Genomic DNA, 15,850 nt, shown 5'->3' with positions numbered 1-15,850 from the left:
ACAATTAATACGCAGACACAAAAAAGCCAGCGATGTGCCCGCTGGCTTTTCTATATCAATTGCTAGTAGTCACGAAGACTAATGCGAGACTATGCTGCCGTATTATTTTTGCTCATGTTCAAGTTTGATAGGAGCCTGATCTCGGCTCTTGGCTGCTTTCCCTTCAACAAGCGAATCGTCTTTAGCCTGTTGTGCATCGTCCGGCATAATATCGTGCATCATTTGCTTCATTTTTTTGTTGCTGATACGTCTATGTCCCATTGGAATCCTCCTGATTGATATTACCGCTCAGGCACAGATACAGCTTGTGCATATGCGAATTTGTCGCAGAACAAGCACCTTGAAGTTGCTTGGGTATAAAAAGTGTAGCAAAGCTCAAGGGAGTGCCTGATGCAGTTTTGACACAATGAGACCCCAACCACATCATGCTCTTGTTTACACAAGGAAAGTGTCTATTCGGACATTTTAATAACAATATGGAATAAAAAAAATGCTGGTTAGAATTTATTCATTCCGACTGTAAATGTGACGCAGATTCAATTGTGAAAGTCTTAATTTTTGCGCAGTATATCTCTGTACCCATGTAACGATTCGATTTTTCGGCACAGAGGTGCATGCAGTAGCGCAATACACATTATGACCAACAAATAACTAAAGAGACGATCATCAATGAGACCCGCTGGCTCACAATCTAGACCTCTGTGTTCTCGCGTACGACATGGCTATATTCCTGCTGGGAAACAAAAACCAGCAAGCGAAGAAAAAGCAAAAGTAAACCGCTGAATCACAACAAATCACTTTAATGAATGGCCTCTCATCTGAGAGGCCATTTTTTTGTTTTATACATTCCACATTCCTGCATATTGAGATAGCTGCCACTTACTTCACAAAGAACAATAAGTGTGACTTGCTGTAGAAAAAATAACCGCAATGTAACGGGAGTGTTATCAGGATATCGCTTCTACCTCTAAAAGATCTCTCATCAATTTTGCCTAATTTGTCTTTAAGAACAAATATCTGAATAGGGTTAACGAAGATTGACTCACATTCATGCGCTGAATAGTTAATTCTCGCAATAAATTTTCGAGGTATATAAAGATGAACAAAACGGCTTTTCTAAAGGGGCTGCTTGCCGCCTCCGTGGCTGGGGCAATATCAGCCCCTGTCATAGCTGCACCCGGTGCACCGATCATTGGATGGGGTGAAACCAATTTCGCCATCATTGAAGTGAACGACGCCGCCACGGCATACAAAGATCTCGTTAAAGTGAAACCTTTTGCCGAGGTCCCTGTTTCTTGGGACCGTTGGTCCGGCGACCCCGCAGAGTCGTGGCGTGTACTGCTAAACGGCGAAGTTGTGTATGAAGCGAGCGTCACACCTTCTGCAAGTCAAAAAGAATCTGCCGTACTTCAAGTTGCCAAGGGCGGCAAGTACGACATGGTGGTTGAACTATGCAGCGGTACTGGGCCAGCCCAAGCGTGTTCTCAAAGCGCGCCTAAGCAAATCGTTGTAGCCGACACGGACGGTAGTCACCTAGATCCTCTCCCAATGAACGTTGATCCAAACAACGGCAACTACACGACGCCTCCAGACACTGTGGTCGGTGCATACTTCGTCGAATGGGGCGTTTACGGTCGTAAATTTGCGGTTGATAAAATCCCGGCACAAAATCTTACACACATCATTTATGGCTTCGTTCCAATTTGTGGTAACAACCCTTCTCTTGACGATGGCCCTCTTGCAGCGCTTAACCGCGCTTGTGCTGGCTTGCCTGACTACGAAGTCGTGATACACGATCCATGGGCCGCAGTGCAAATGCCACACCCGCAATCGGGACAAAGCTACTCTTCATCATACAAAGGCACGTATGGTCAGATCATGGCGCTGAAACAGCGTTACCCTGATCTTAAAATCCTGCCTTCTATTGGTGGTTGGACACTGTCTGACCCATTCTATGAATTTGGCGACAAAACCAAACGTGACAAATTCGTTGCTTCGGTTAAGCGCTTTCTTCAAACGTGGAAATTCTACGATGGTGTAGACATTGACTGGGAGTACCCAGGCGGTTCTGGCGCTAACCCTAACCTTGGCGATCCGGCAAAAGATGGCGATACCTATGCTGTCCTCATGCAAGAACTTCGCGCCATGTTGGATGAGCTGACAGCTGAAACAGGCCGTACTTACGAGCTAACATCTGCAGTCGGTGTCGGTTACGATAAGATTGAAGATGTGAACTACGTCGATGCTGTACCTTACATGGACTACATCTTTGCCATGACCTATGACTACTACGGCGGTTGGAACAACGTAGTTGGCCATCAAGCAGCACTGTACTGTGGCAGCCACATGTCAGCTGACGAGTGTGCGGGTAAAGGCGTAGATGCTGAAGGCAAGCCACGTAAAGGCCCAGCTTATACCACTGCAAACGGTATTGACCTCCTATTGGCAAAAGGTGTACCTGCAGAGAAACTGGTCGTTGGTGCCGCCATGTACGGCCGCGGCTGGACAGGAGTGACCGAAGCTAGCATGTCTGATCCAACTAACCCTATGACAGGTGTTGGTAATGGTAAAGTCGCAGGCTCTTGGGAAGCGGGTGTTATTGACTACAAAGATGTCGTTACCAAGTTTGAAAACAAAGCTGGTGTTGTTTTGGGTTATGACGAGCAGGCTGAAGCACCTTGGGCTTGGGATCCATCAAACGGTGACCTAGTGACTTATGACAATAAACGCTCCGTGATGGCGAAAGGCGCATATGTTCGTCAAAACAACTTCGCAGGTCTATTTGCTTGGGAAATCGACGCGGATAACGGCGATATTCTTAATGCAATGCAAGAGTCGCTTGCTAACGGTGCCACACAGCCACCACGTAACAAAGCTCCCGTCGCTAACGCTGGCGTCGATGTTACCGTAAACAATGCTGGTTCGGTCACTCTGAATGGTTCTGCATCTTCAGATGTAGATGGTCAGGTTGTCGCCTACAGTTGGAAACAAACCAGCGGCCCAACGGTTTCACTGACTGACGCAAGCGCGGTTTCTGCTTCTGCTGATATTCCAGCAGTAACGGCTGATACATTGTTTGTGTTCACACTGACAGTGACTGACAACGACGGCGCTACCGCTGCTGACGCTGTAACAGTGGTGGCAAAAGCACAAGGCGTTACAGAACCAACTAACGAGGCGCCTGTAGCAGTCGTTACTGCACAATCGTCAGCGAAAGCAGGTGATGTTGTCTTGGTTGATGCTAGTGGGTCAAGTGATGCGAATAACGACGCACTCACCTACACATGGGATGTGCCAGCGGGTGTTCAAGCGACTCAAAACGGTTCAAGCCTGACATTTACTGCAGACAGCTATTCCGTCGATACGACATTAACTTTCTCAGTAACTGTATCTGATGGAAAACTCACTGACAGTGCTAGCGTATCTGTTGTTGTTGCAAAAGATGAGCCTATCGTGAATTGTCCGAACGGATGGTCTGAAGGCGTAATCTACACTTCTGGTGATGTTGTGACTCGCAATGGCAAAGAGTACTCGGCCAAGTGGTGGACAACCAATGAAGAGCCAGGCACAACTGGGCCTTGGGGCGTATGGAAGGAACTGGGTGCAGCAAACTGCGGCTAATCTCTTCGCGTAGTCCATAGCGCTAACATCTAAACGTAAAAAGGGATGCATCTGCATCCCTTTATTTTTGTCTGTCTTATTAGGCGCGCTTATAAGCCCGGCATTAAGCCCTACCAACGATCGGCAGCCGCATCATCACTTTTGCGCGCTTCCACCCAGCGCTCATCATCACTCAAACGCTCTTTCTTCCAAAAAGGCGCGCGTGTTTTCAAATAGTCCATGATGAACTCACACGCTTCAAACGCTGCGTTACGGTGAGCACTGGTCACGCCAACAAAAACGATCTGATCGCCAATATTCAATGCGCCAACACGGTGGATCACACGCACATGTGTCAAAGGCCAGCGTTGTTTCGCTTGAAGCACAATCTCGTTCAGCGACTTTTCTGTCATTCCCGGATAATGCTCGAGCGTCAATCCAGTGACATTGTCACCGAGGTTCATGTCGCGCACTTTGCCAATAAAGGTCACGATAGCGCCATCACTGTCACTACTATTGAGACGCTGATATTCCTCGGCGAGTGAGAAATCTTCTTGCTGAACAGAAATCACGCTTAGCCCCCTGTAACCGGTGGGAAAAAAGCAACCTCATCACCGTCTTTTACTGGAGATGACAAATCAGAAATAGTTTGATTGATTGCCACCAGCAACTTTCCAGACTCTAACGCTAATGACCACTTGTCTCCTTTCGCCGCAAGATATTGGCGAATATCTTCAGCAGAAGAGAACTCCTCATCAAGTGCTAAGGATCCGGTTCCCACCAGTTCTTTAACCTGAGCAAAGAAAAGCACTTGGATCATTGTTCCACCTTAAAGTGTCCTGATTTACCGCCGGTTTTCTCAAGCAAACGTACTTGCCCAATAACCATGTCTTTTTGCACCGCTTTACACATATCGTAAATGGTCAACGCCGCCACAGAAGCCGCAGTCAATGCTTCCATTTCCACGCCCGTTTTACCTGTCAATTTACACAACGATTCAATGCGTACCTGTGATGTTTCCGGTAACGCTTCCAATGACACTTCTACTTTCGAAAGCATCAATGGATGACAAAGCGGAATCAAATCCCATGTGCGCTTCGCCGCTTGAATGCCAGCAATTCGCGCCGTAGCAAATACATCGCCTTTGTGGTGCTTACCAGACACGATGAGCTCGAGAGTGGCTTGCGCCATATCGACATAAGCTTCAGCTCGTGCTTCTCGCACTGTTTCCGATTTGTCAGACACATCCACCATGTTGGCTTCGCCCGACGCGTTAATATGTGTAAATCCAGTCATGGTTTATTGGCCCAAATGCGGCATGAAGTTACAAGGACGGTGGCTTGCATCAAGTTGCTGCTTGATAATGCCATTCCAACCCGTGCGGCAAGCGCCCGTTGACCCTGGCATACCAAAAATCACCGTATGGTTGGCAAAACCTGCAATGGCGCGAGATTGGATGGTGGATGTTCCTATTTCTTGAAAAGAAATAGCGCGGAACAACTCGCCAAAACCTTCGACTTCTTTATCGAAAAGCGGCTTGATGGCTTCTGGCGTGCTATCGCGAGATGTAAAACCTGTACCGCCAGTGATCATGATGGCCTGTACATTTTGATCAGCGATCCACTGCGACACGATTGAACGAATTTGATAAATGTCATCAATAACGATTTTCTTATCAGCCAATGTATGCCCGGCTTCTTTTAACGCATCCGCCAGGAATTGACCCGATGTGTCATTTTCCTCGGTACGAGTATCTGAAACAGTCAGAACCGCAATCTTAGCCGGTGTAAATTCAGTAACAGCGTGACCCATAAAATTTGAACCTCAACGAAATAATTCTAAGACAGCGTTAGCCGCCAATGGATGCCAGGTGCGGGGTCATGCCCGTGTGCCCCTGGTCAAGAAAATGGCTTTGTTTTTTGTTAGCAAGTTGGCCTTGAATGCGTGCAATCAATTCTGCTTCCTGCGAATTGTCTTGCAACAAATCACGCAACTCAACGCCATAGTCGCCAAACAGGCACATATGAAGCTTGCCCAACGCTGAAACACGTAGGCGATTGCATGAATGACAGAAATCTTTCTTGTAAGGCATGATGAGGCCAATCTCACCAACGTAATCGGAATGACAATAGACTTCAGCAGGCCCGTCGCTTTGTTCACGAACTTTCATTATCCAGCCATTCGCAATCAGATGGTTGCGAATAGACACACCTGATTGATGATGTCGCTCGAACAAAGAGTCCATATCGCCCGTTTGCATCAACTCGATAAATCGCAACTGAATGGGCTTATCCTTTATCCAGCTTAAGAAGCTTGGCAGTTCACCACTGTTGAGATCTTTGAGCAGAACCGCGTTCACCTTCACTTGCTCAAAACCAGCATCGAAAGCGGCATCAAGCCCTTTCATCACTTGGTGAAATTTGTTCTCACCCGTGATTTGATGAAACATGCGAGGATCTAAGCTATCAATGCTGACATTAATGTTAGTCAGGCCTGCATCACGCCATTCCTGAGCATTTTTCGCCAAACGATAGCCGTTTGTCGTCATCGCCACTTTTTCGATGCCATCTTGCTCAGCAATCATGGCAATGATGTCAGTAAAATCTTTTCGCAAAGACGGCTCGCCACCGGTTATACGAACCTTGGACGTTCCACAATCCGCGAACGCCGCAACCACTCGACGCAGCTCGCCAAGGGAAAGAAAGCCTGAATTCTTCTGATTGGGTTTGTATCCATTCGGCAAACAATAGGTACACCGAAAGTTACAGACATCAGTAATAGACAATCGCAAATAGTAAAATTTGCGATCGAAAGAATCTTGAAATTGAACAGCCACAAAAACACCTTTCCAAATACGGGAGACGGGCACATTTCTATGACCGCCCTGGTGACATACTGTCACGGCCTAATCCCCTTATTCAGGTGAACTTAGCGAACTAGGCTTCGGAGTTATTTACGTGCGAGGGGCATTTCATGTGCCACCTCAAGCATTACTCGTTAATTTAGCAAACTATGTCATTCGGTAACAAGGAATGACCTCCAATTTTGCTTTGAAGCGATGGCTTGATAACTAAATGCTTACCGTCTCAAAACACAAACAGACCCAACACACAACCATAAAGCACAATCTGTTCTCAATCTATGCAGTGACAATTCTTGTGTCTCTTCAAAAGAGATAACCACTTTATCGATCATTGTCGTGAAAGTGAGCTTACACTCTATAGAGTATGGCATCAGAGAATCGTTAGCATTTTGATTTCAAAAATTCGCAATTTTGAAATGCAATTTGCAAATTATCAGCGATGCTATGCTTAAAAACAGTGTTTGTCGTGTGGGCATTGAATTTGCACTATGGATTGAAAGACACGGGTATCTAAGCAGTTCCGATATTAAAAATAATGAGCAGCGTAGAGGCACAAAGCCAATACATAAAAGCGCGCTGCATATGACCGGGAGCTCACGATGGCAATTACACTACCAATCCTGTTTAACAACCGCCATATCTTACCTTCTGGACGACTTCCACTTCGTGTGGTGCCAGGGGAACAATTGAAAACAGTGAAATATGCCATGCAAAACGGGTTGGACATTGGCGTTTGCATGGATGAAACCAGCCCGATTGGGGCAGGGATCGGCACAAGAGTGACAATTGAAGATTTCAATATGGCTAACGAAGATGGCGCATTAACCATTACTGTTTGCGGCCACGAAAGCTTTGTGATCGACAGTATCAAAGAAAATGACTCAGGGGTTATCGAAGCCCAGTGCCAAGCTCTACCCAAGTGGCCTGAACGCGCGGTTAGCAATGACGCCGCTCCTTTAGCAGAACGTTTGCAGATCATGTTTGAACGTTACCCAGAACTGAGCTCGTTGCACAAAGCCCCCAATTTCGAAAATCTAAGCTGGTTGTGTCAACGTTGGCTTGAACTTTTGCCGATACCTGCCAGTGAGAAGCAAGTGTTAATGGCAGCGAACTCATGCAGCGATACCGCTGAATACCTGCTGAGTTTGATGAAAGACCCCCACTAAGAAAAACACTGTTTTCAAGACATCCGACAGAAAAGACCAGACACGTTCTGGCTTTTTTTTACGCGTTACGTGATCAAAAATTCAAAATAATTAATCAAACACAGAAGAATGTGACGCTTTTACGATCCATGCCTTACTATTGCTGTAGACAATAGAGAATTATTTCAAGCGATGACGAAGAATAAAACAAAACCAACAATCGTAGCGATCGGCGGTGGGCATGGTCTAGGACGCATGTTATCCGCGCTAAGTGAATACGGTGAAGATGTCACTGGCATCGTTACCACCACAGATAATGGCGGATCAACGGGCAGGATACGCGCCTGTCAAGGTGGTATAGCTTGGGGGGACACACGAAACTGTATTAATCAGTTAATTACTGAGCCTTCTATTGGCTCGATGATTTTCGAATATCGATTCAGAGGGAACGGTGAGTTAGACGGTCATAATCTGGGAAACCTAATGCTCACGGCATTGGATAACCTGTCCATTCGACCACTTGAAGCCATCAACCTCATTCGTGACATGTTAAAAGTGTCCACCAACATTGTGCCCATGTCTGAACATCCAGCAGATCTCGCCGCACAAACCCGATCAGGACAAGTGATTTCAGGCGAAACCGATGTTGATGATTTGCCAGAGCCACCAGCGAGATTAATGCTCGAACCTGTTGTCCCAGCAACAAAAGAAGCCGTATCGGCCATTAACGAGGCGGATCTAGTCATACTTGGCCCTGGCAGTTTCCTCACCAGTATCATGCCACCGCTCTTGCTGCCTGAAATCAGTCGAGCGCTAAAGCAGACGAACGCGAAAGTGGTGTTTGTACGCAATCTAGGAAAAGAAGCTGGACCGGCTGGCTCAATGTCTCTGCAGACAATGCTGACATGGTGTGAACGCTCAATGGGTGGGCGAACCATTGACCTAGTTCTTGGCCCAGATATTGATGACAACGTCGATAAGGGGTATCAGCAGGTGGTTGAGGACATGGCGTCCGCCAACCACCAGTGGCGACACGATAGAGACAAATTGTCTCTATCGATCAAAAAGATCTTGTTGGACAGCTAACGCTTTATATTGCGAAGCGGTGCCTTGGAGCATAGAAGTCAAACGCGGAAGCTGCTCGTGAACCCATGAATCTTGGCCCAATTTAACGCGTGATTCACATTCACGAGCAAGCTCTGCCAATTCATCAGCACCAAAGCTCGCTGCACTGCTTTTGATTGCATGGCTAATTTCGCGTACCTGCATCACGCTGGGCGTTTCAGACAACTCATCTGAATAACGGCTTAACTCATCGCTAAACACCACCAGAAGCGAAGATACCGTCTCTTCGCCTACTTCAACTGCTAGCCGCCGCAGCGTTTCATGATTCACCATGGACGCCATATGCATATTCCTTTTATTGTGATTCTTGCCAACTCTGCAGCTTACGATAGATGGTAGATGGACTAACCTCGAGTAGACCAGCGGCTTGAGGGATGTTGCCATCGCAGGCATCAATCGCAATTTGTATTGCTCTTTTCTCAACCAACCATAGGGGTTCGATATCAGATTTACTCGTGACGCCTTGCTTCAACATCGCTGTTGCAGCAGGGAAACCACCATCACTCATCTGCTCGACTGCTGTCTGAGCACTTCTTATTGGAGTGCTAGATGCAATTTTGACACCAGAAACAAGTGAAAGCGGAGGCGGAAGCATTTGTTCTGTGACTTCTCGCCCGTTGTGCAATACGACAATATTACGAATGACATTCTGTAACTGGCGGACATTACCCGGCCATTCATAACTGAGGAGACGCTGGATAACGCCCTCGCTGAATGAACGAAAGTCTTTGCCTTCCTCCATTGCAAACATCAGCAATAGCGATTCAGCAATATCAACAACATCATCACCACGCTCACGCAGTGGTGGCAATCCCAAAGGAATAACATGCAAACGGTAGTAGAGATCTTCTCTGAAATTACCTTTTGTCACCTCAACCCAAGGGTCTCGGTTCGTCGCACAGATAAAGCGGACATCAACTTGTTTAACTTTCGAGGAGCCTACTTTTTGGAAGGTACCCGTTTGGATAAAACGCAGTAGTTTAGATTGAAGATCTAAATCCATCTCGCAGATTTCATCAAGAAACAAGGTTCCGCCATCCGCCAATTCTGCCGCGCCTTCACGCTCTGAAGCCGCACCAGTAAAGGCACCTTTCATGTGACCAAACAGCTCGCTCTCGATCAAGTCTTTTGGAATTGCCGCACAGTTGATGGCAACAAAAGGCTTTTTGGCACGAGAACTTGCCGCATGTACCGCCTCAGCACACACTTCTTTACCTGTGCCGCTTTCACCGGTGATGAACACTGTCGCCTTACTTGGTGCCGCTGAGTCGATAACACGATATACCGCTTGCATTGGCACACTGTGGCCTATGAAGCCATAGTATGAGCCTTCTGGCGTCTGCCCGCTCGTTTTACTCTTTGGTTTCAGCGCGTTATTGACAGTAACCCGAAGAAGATCGGCTTCACATGGCTTGATAAGAAAATCGCTCGCACCATAACGCAATGCTTCAACCGCAGCATCAATTGAGCCATGCGCTGTCATAATAACAACAGGGATCTCAGGTTGATGCTTTCTGATCTCCGAAAGCACGTCAAAACCAGAAATATCCGGCAAACGCAGATCCAGCAAGATCAGTGAGAATGTGTGCCCTGAAGAAAAATAGTCAAGCGCTTGTTGGCCTGTGCTTGCTATCTCAACATCAACATCCAATGGGTTGAGATAGGACTTATATAATGCAGCCACTGATGCGGTGTCTTCCACCATCAGTACGCGTTTTTTGGCGCCAGAATCTAGCATTGAACCCTCGCCATAAATCCCCAAAAAATGTTCTTGAAATTGAAAATTCTGTTCCAAGTATAACGCTCAATTTTAATAACAGTGCAAAACACATGCGTTTTGCATTGCATTTTGCAAAAGAAATTGCAATTACACTACGCTGAATCAAGAAAGAATACGCTATCACGCATCAATAAAAGTTGGCACGGTAAATGCTTTTAATAATACGACCCTTCTGGGTCACCTAGCCAACTGACGTTGTTTGTGAGCTCTTCGTTCACTGAAACAAGACAGCCAACCGACTTTTTACGGTTGGCTTTTTTTTTAGCTGTTTTGAATGAACAAGGTTCGCAACGTTGATATTTCATCACGAAGACCCGCTGCGGTTTCAAACTCTAGGTTTTGAGCTGCTTCATACATTTGCGCTTCAAGCTTCTGAATACGCGCCTCAATTTGCTGCGGTGACTTGCTCGCGTAAGCCGCGTCTTCTTCTGCAACGGCTTTCAGCGAAGATGACACTCTTGGCTTGCGCTTACCACCGATTTCCATGATATCAGCCACTTTCTTATTGAGCTTCTGCGGCACAATGCCATGCTCAACATTGTAAGCTTGCTGCTTTTCACGACGCCGCTCTGTCTCATCGATAGCGCGACGCATAGAACCCGTGATTTTATCGCCATAGAGTATCGCCTTACCATTTAGATTACGTGCTGCACGACCAATTGTTTGAATAAGCGATCGTTCTGAACGCAAGAAGCCTTCTTTATCCGCATCCAAAATGGCCACCAGCGACACTTCTGGCATATCTAAGCCTTCACGCAACAAGTTAATGCCGACTAACACATCGAACTTACCAAGCCTCAGATCGCGAATGATCTCGATACGTTCCACTGTATCGATGTCAGAGTGCAAATACCTCACACGTACCCCGTGCTCTTCCAGGTATTCCGTCAAATCTTCCGCCATACGCTTCGTCAATGTTGTCACCAATACGCGTTCTTGTATGGCTTCTCTGATGCGAATTTCAGACAGAAGATCGTCCACTTGCGTCGCAACCGGACGGACTTCTATCTCAGGGTCTAACAACCCTGTCGGCCTGACAACTTGTTCAGCAACTTCCCCATCTGACTTGTCAATTTCATACGCACTTGGCGTCGCTGACACATAAACCGTCTGTGGTGCGATGGATTCAAACTCATCAAACTTCATTGGGCGGTTATCAAGTGCTGACGGCAATCTAAACCCGTATTCTACAAGGTTCTCTTTACGCGATCGGTCCCCTTTATACATAGCGCCAATTTGCGGCACCGTGACGTGAGACTCGTCAATGATCAAAAGGCCATCAGCGGGTAAATAATCAAATAAGGTCGGAGGCGGCTCACCATCATTGCGACCACTGAGATAGCGCGAGTAGTTTTCAATACCGGAGCAATACCCCAACTCTTGCATCATTTCGAGATCAAACAAGGTACGCTGCGAAATTCGCTGCTCTTCAATCAATTTATTGTTTTCGAGCAGCACTTTTTTACGATCAACCAACTCAACTTTGATGTGTTCGATGGCTTCCATAATGCGCTCACGCGGCGTGACGTAATGCGTTTTAGGGTAGATGGTACAACGCGGCAAATCGCGTTCAGAAATAGCCCCAGTCAACGGATCGAACACGCTGATGCATTCCACTTCACCATCAAACAACTCAACGCGAATCGCGTCGCGATCAGATTCCGCAGGGTAAACATCAATGACTTCCCCTCGAACACGGAACGTACCGCGGGTAAACGCCTGATCGTTTCGGCTATATTGGATCTCTGCAAGACGTCGTAAAATAGCGCGTTGATCAATCATGTCGCCACGACGTAAGTGGAGCATCATTTTGAGGTACGAGTTTGGGTCACCAAGACCATAGATGGCTGAGACTGATGCAACGATGACCACATCTCGCCTTTCCAACAACGCTTTAGTGGCAGACAGGCGCATTTGCTCTACATGCTCATTAATCGACGCATCTTTTTCTATGAAGGTGTCCGTCGAAGGAACATAAGCCTCTGGCTGGTAGTAATCGTAATAAGAAACGAAATACTCAACTGCGTTCTCTGGGAAAAATTCTTTCATTTCCCCATAGAGTTGAGCCGCCAGCGTTTTGTTGGGCGCAAGGATCATCGTAGGTCGCCCCGTTTGGGCGATCACATTGGCCATGGTGTAAGTTTTGCCTGAGCCAGTCACACCGAGCAAGGTTTGGTGCGCAATTCCCGAATCCAAACCTTCTAGCAATTGATTGATAGCAGCAGGCTGATCACCCGCAGGTTTAAAAGGAGAATGTAAGTTAAAGGTTTTACCCATGACGCATCCGTGGCTAGTAACTCGAACCGTTCATTTTCCGCTCTGGCTGAACTAAGTCAACTGACAAAGCGCTGACAAACCCATTTCCTTCACTTTCTTTTACCCATGGCAAGACCTTGAGTCAGTTGACATCCTTGGGTAAGCCGCTGATCATCTCTGTCATAAGCAATGGAAACAATGCGTAGCGGTTTCCACTCAGCATTGAGGAATAAAATGAACAAAGTGGCAGTAATTACAGGTGGGTCAGCAGGTATTGGCCGTGCAGTGGTTGAGGGCTTCATCGCAGAAGGTTACACCGCGTATAGTTTGGACCTTCAACAAGGGCCATCAGGACATTGGGTGGAATGTGATGTTACCGACCCTAACGCCGTGAACCGTGCCATTGAGAAAGTGGCCACGCAAGAAGCCACTATTGATGCACTGGTATGCAATGCTGGCATTCATTTTAGCTCAACCATTGAAAACACCAGCGAAGCTGACTTAGACCGCGTCTTCTCTATCAATGTAAAAGGCGCATACCATGCTATTCGCGCTTGCTTGCCAACCATGAAAGCGGCCAACAAAGGCAGCATTGTTTTGCTGGGTTCCGATCAATGCACCATCGCAAAGACCAACTCCTTTGCATACAACCTCAGTAAGCATGCTATTGCTTCCATGGCAAAAACCACCGCGCTGGATTACGCCAAATACAATATTCGCGCCAATGCTGTCTGCGCGGGTACAACGGAAACCCCGCTCTATCACAGAGCCATCGACAACTATTGTGCTCGCTCTGGCGCTGATAAAAACGAAATACATAAAGAAGAAGGGAACCTTCAGCCACTCGGTCGTATTGCTCAGCCTGAAGAAATCGCAAACCTTGTCGTGTTCTTGGCCAGCGACAAAGCCAGTTTCATTACCGGCAGCTTACATGCCGTTGATGGCGGCTACACGGCGCAATAACGATGCAGATCATTGATCCTCACTTGCATCTGTTCGATCTTTCGCTTGGGAAATATGGCTGGCTTCGTGCGGGTAACGCGCCGCATTGGCCTGATAAGGCGACGATCCAGCGTGATTTTTCTGATGCTGATTTGAGGCTATCTGCGCCTCGTCAACTCACTGGGTTCGTTCATGTTGAAGCGGGGTTTGATAATGACGCGCCCTGGAGAGAAATTGCATGGTTAGAAAGCACCTGCTCTCTACCATTTAAAAGCATTGGATGTGTCGACTTAACCTTGCCGCCAAATGCCTTTGCAAATCAATTAGCTAAACTTGGGCAATACCAAAGCTTGGTCGGTGTGCGGCATATTTTGGACAGCGATGCTGTCACTTTGCTCGCCATGGACGCAGTACAGACTAACTTGAAGCAGATTGCTGACGCGAAGCTGATTTTCGAGGCGCAATTCGATGCGCAAGATACAGAAGCCGTTAACGCATTCATTCGAATGTCCAACGCCTTACCTAGCCTGCGCTTGGCGTTAAACCATGCTGGTTTTCCATCATCGAAAAAGCAGTTGGAATGGGACGAAAACATGAAGGCCTTGGCTGTATTGCCTTCGCTGTCGGTCAAGGCATCTGGTTGGGAAATGTCAGACCGCCACTACCCTATCACTGTGATACAAGATCGGCTGACTGCGTTAGTCGCGCTATTTGGCGAAGACAGAATCATGCTGGCGAGCAATTTTCCACTGACGCTGTTTAGAGCAAGTTATGACGAGCTATGGCACGCTTACCTATCGCTTCCTTACTCGGAGGCTTTGCTGGCAAAGCTCTGCAATGAGAATGCGCGTCACTTCTATGGCTTTTGATATCCCCCTGCAATTCCCTGTCGATGAATTTCGTGCAAAAACAAACAACCCGCATTTTGGCGGGTTGTTTTACTTTCATCATGCGAAGCAGAATTACTTGATGATCATATGCGGTGAACGCTTGACCACTTCATCATTCAGTTCAATGCCAAGACCAGGCTCTTCTGATACTTGGAAGAAGCCATTCACAGGCTGTGGATCTTGAAGACACAATTCACGGTTCCACGCCTTGATCGCGTAAGTATGATGCTCGTGGATCAAGAAGTTAGGAATCGCCGTTTCTAAGTGCAATGAGGCAGCAGTCGCAACGGGGCCCCCGCAAACATGCGCTTGAATACGTACATCAAAGATATCCGCATAATCACACACCTTCTTGGTTTCAGTGAAACCACCGCATAAGCCGATATCAGGTTGCAAAACATCAATGCTTTGGTCTTCCAGATACGGTCTCACACCCCAGCGGTTATATAAACGTTCACCACCAGCAATCGGCACCTTCACTTTGTCCGCTACTTTTGCGTGCAAAGAATGGTTGAGGTAGTTGACGGGCTCTTCGTAATACATGCAGTCAAACTCTTCGGCAATCTCGCCCAGTTGAATAGCCGTTGTCGCACCCGGCAAACTGTGGCATTCAAAAATGATATCCACTTCATCGCCAACAGCTTCACGAATCGCTTTCATGCGCGCGCGATACAGCTTCATTTCACCGCGGGAAATAATTTTGGTGCGCTCGTAATAGGTGTTGCCATCTTTGTCATACATGATGGGATCAACCTTCACCGCATCATATCCTTCCGCGATGGCTTTTAACGCCGCTTCCGCATATTCCTCAGGCTGAGAAAGCGCCTTAAAATCTTTGTCCCAGTCAAACTGCAACTGAGAAGCATAGGTACGCAACTTGTCGTTGACCTTGCCACCCAGCAATTGGTAAACAGGCACATTAAGCGCCTTGCCTTTAATATCCCAAAGCGCCGTATCAATCGCACTCATCGCGGCATACACCACAGGGCCGCCACCTAGACCCCAAAAGCTCTCACGTAACATACGTGACCATAGCATTTCAGTTTGGAAAGGATCATGGCCAATCAGAAAGGCCTCTGCCATTTCTTTCACCATGTGCGCGGCAGCGCTATGGCCTAAGTCGTAAGCAAGACCCGCTTCACCGACACCGCTGATCCCTTCATCCGTGTGAATTCGCACAAACACCGGATTCCACGTTGTACGATCCGGGCAATGAATATCAAACACTTCAACTGATGTTACTTTCATC

Annotated in this window: 15 protein-coding genes and 1 riboswitch; of the genes, 5 read left to right on the top strand and 10 right to left on the bottom strand. The window is 47.2% G+C overall.

The annotated features are described in order from the left end of the window. Positions 1 to 102: 102 nt before the first annotated feature. Entirely contained in the window at positions 103 to 261 is a 159-nt protein-coding gene (locus AB8599_RS04890; protein ID WP_407332656.1) for a hypothetical protein, read from the bottom strand. An 837-nt stretch (positions 262 to 1,098) separates the two neighbouring features. Between AB8599_RS04890 and AB8599_RS04885 the strand changes: the two genes are divergently transcribed. Continuing rightward, on the top strand, positions 1,099 to 3,621 hold the full coding sequence (locus AB8599_RS04885; RefSeq protein ID WP_407332655.1) for a glycosyl hydrolase family 18 protein: 2,523 nt from the start codon (positions 1,099 to 1,101) through the stop codon (positions 3,619 to 3,621). Between the two features lie 110 nt (positions 3,622 to 3,731). Here the strand turns inward: AB8599_RS04885 and moaE are convergent, their stop codons facing one another. The 5 genes from moaE to moaA form a co-directional block, all read right to left on the bottom strand. Next, on the bottom strand, positions 3,732 to 4,172 hold the full coding sequence (gene moaE, locus AB8599_RS04880; RefSeq protein WP_407332654.1) for a molybdopterin synthase catalytic subunit MoaE: 441 nt from the start codon (positions 4,170 to 4,172) through the stop codon (positions 3,732 to 3,734). Positions 4,173 to 4,174: 2 nt separating this feature from the next. Next, positions 4,175 to 4,420: a molybdopterin synthase sulfur carrier subunit gene (gene moaD / locus AB8599_RS04875; protein WP_407332653.1), complete on the bottom strand. Its 246-nt coding sequence runs from the start codon at positions 4,418 to 4,420 to the stop codon at positions 4,175 to 4,177. Next, positions 4,417 to 4,896: a cyclic pyranopterin monophosphate synthase MoaC gene (gene moaC, locus AB8599_RS04870; RefSeq protein WP_407332652.1), complete on the bottom strand. Its 480-nt coding sequence runs from the start codon at positions 4,894 to 4,896 to the stop codon at positions 4,417 to 4,419. Before moaC ends, moaD begins: the two co-directional genes overlap by 4 nt. 3 nt (positions 4,897 to 4,899) lie before the next feature. After that, complete coding sequence (moaB, locus tag AB8599_RS04865) at positions 4,900 to 5,412, bottom strand: molybdenum cofactor biosynthesis protein B (RefSeq protein ID WP_407332651.1); 513 nt, start codon at positions 5,410 to 5,412, stop codon at positions 4,900 to 4,902. A gap of 37 nt (positions 5,413 to 5,449) precedes the next feature. Continuing rightward, on the bottom strand, positions 5,450 to 6,436 hold the full coding sequence (moaA, locus tag AB8599_RS04860; RefSeq protein ID WP_407332650.1) for a GTP 3',8-cyclase MoaA: 987 nt from the start codon (positions 6,434 to 6,436) through the stop codon (positions 5,450 to 5,452). After that, positions 6,426 to 6,561, bottom strand: a riboswitch (molybdenum cofactor riboswitch). It overlaps the preceding gene by 11 nt. 501 nt (positions 6,562 to 7,062) lie before the next feature. On the opposite strand from moaA, the gene AB8599_RS04855 reads away from it, so the two are divergent. After that, positions 7,063 to 7,629, top strand: coding sequence for an LON peptidase substrate-binding domain-containing protein (locus AB8599_RS04855; protein WP_407332649.1), 567 nt, complete (start codon positions 7,063 to 7,065; stop codon positions 7,627 to 7,629). 171 nt (positions 7,630 to 7,800) lie between these two features. Beyond that, on the top strand, positions 7,801 to 8,694 hold the full coding sequence (gene yvcK / locus AB8599_RS04850; RefSeq protein ID WP_407332648.1) for a uridine diphosphate-N-acetylglucosamine-binding protein YvcK: 894 nt from the start codon (positions 7,801 to 7,803) through the stop codon (positions 8,692 to 8,694). Here yvcK and AB8599_RS04845 read toward each other — a convergent pair. The 3 genes from AB8599_RS04845 to uvrB form a co-directional block, all read right to left on the bottom strand. Further along, a complete protein-coding gene (locus AB8599_RS04845) occupies positions 8,662 to 9,015 on the bottom strand; it encodes an Hpt domain-containing protein (protein WP_407332647.1) in 354 nt (117 codons plus the stop codon). The genes yvcK and AB8599_RS04845 overlap by 33 nt on opposite strands. Positions 9,016 to 9,028: 13 nt before the next feature. After that, complete coding sequence (gene luxO, locus AB8599_RS04840; RefSeq protein ID WP_407332646.1) at positions 9,029 to 10,471, bottom strand: quorum-sensing sigma-54 dependent transcriptional regulator LuxO; 1,443 nt, start codon at positions 10,469 to 10,471, stop codon at positions 9,029 to 9,031. Between the two features lie 303 nt (positions 10,472 to 10,774). Then, positions 10,775 to 12,790 carry an excinuclease ABC subunit UvrB gene (gene uvrB, locus AB8599_RS04835; RefSeq protein WP_407332645.1) on the bottom strand — a complete coding sequence of 672 codons (2,016 nt, stop codon included), beginning with the start codon at positions 12,788 to 12,790 and terminating at the stop codon, positions 10,775 to 10,777. Positions 12,791 to 13,003: 213 nt separating this feature from the next. On the opposite strand from uvrB, the gene AB8599_RS04830 reads away from it, so the two are divergent. Both AB8599_RS04830 and AB8599_RS04825 read left to right on the top strand, forming a co-directional pair. Beyond that, the gene (locus AB8599_RS04830) at positions 13,004 to 13,732 is read left to right on the top strand and encodes an SDR family NAD(P)-dependent oxidoreductase (RefSeq protein WP_407332644.1); all 729 of its coding nucleotides are present in this window, start codon (positions 13,004 to 13,006) and stop codon (positions 13,730 to 13,732) included. Between the two features lie 2 nt (positions 13,733 to 13,734). Further along, entirely contained in the window at positions 13,735 to 14,580 is an 846-nt protein-coding gene (locus tag AB8599_RS04825; protein ID WP_407332643.1) for an amidohydrolase family protein, read from the top strand. A 93-nt stretch (positions 14,581 to 14,673) separates the two neighbouring features. On the opposite strand, the gene AB8599_RS04820 is transcribed toward AB8599_RS04825, so the two are convergent. Next, a complete protein-coding gene (locus AB8599_RS04820; RefSeq protein ID WP_407332642.1) occupies positions 14,674 to 15,849 on the bottom strand; it encodes a mandelate racemase/muconate lactonizing enzyme family protein in 1,176 nt (391 codons plus the stop codon). Between the last annotated feature and the right edge of the window lies 1 nt (position 15,850).

Source organism: Enterovibrio litoreus, from assembly GCF_045679545.1.
Taxonomy (GTDB): domain Bacteria; phylum Pseudomonadota; class Gammaproteobacteria; order Enterobacterales; family Vibrionaceae; genus Enterovibrio.
Note: the sequence above shows the minus strand (reverse complement) of the source record. Positions and strands in the feature narration are given on the sequence as shown.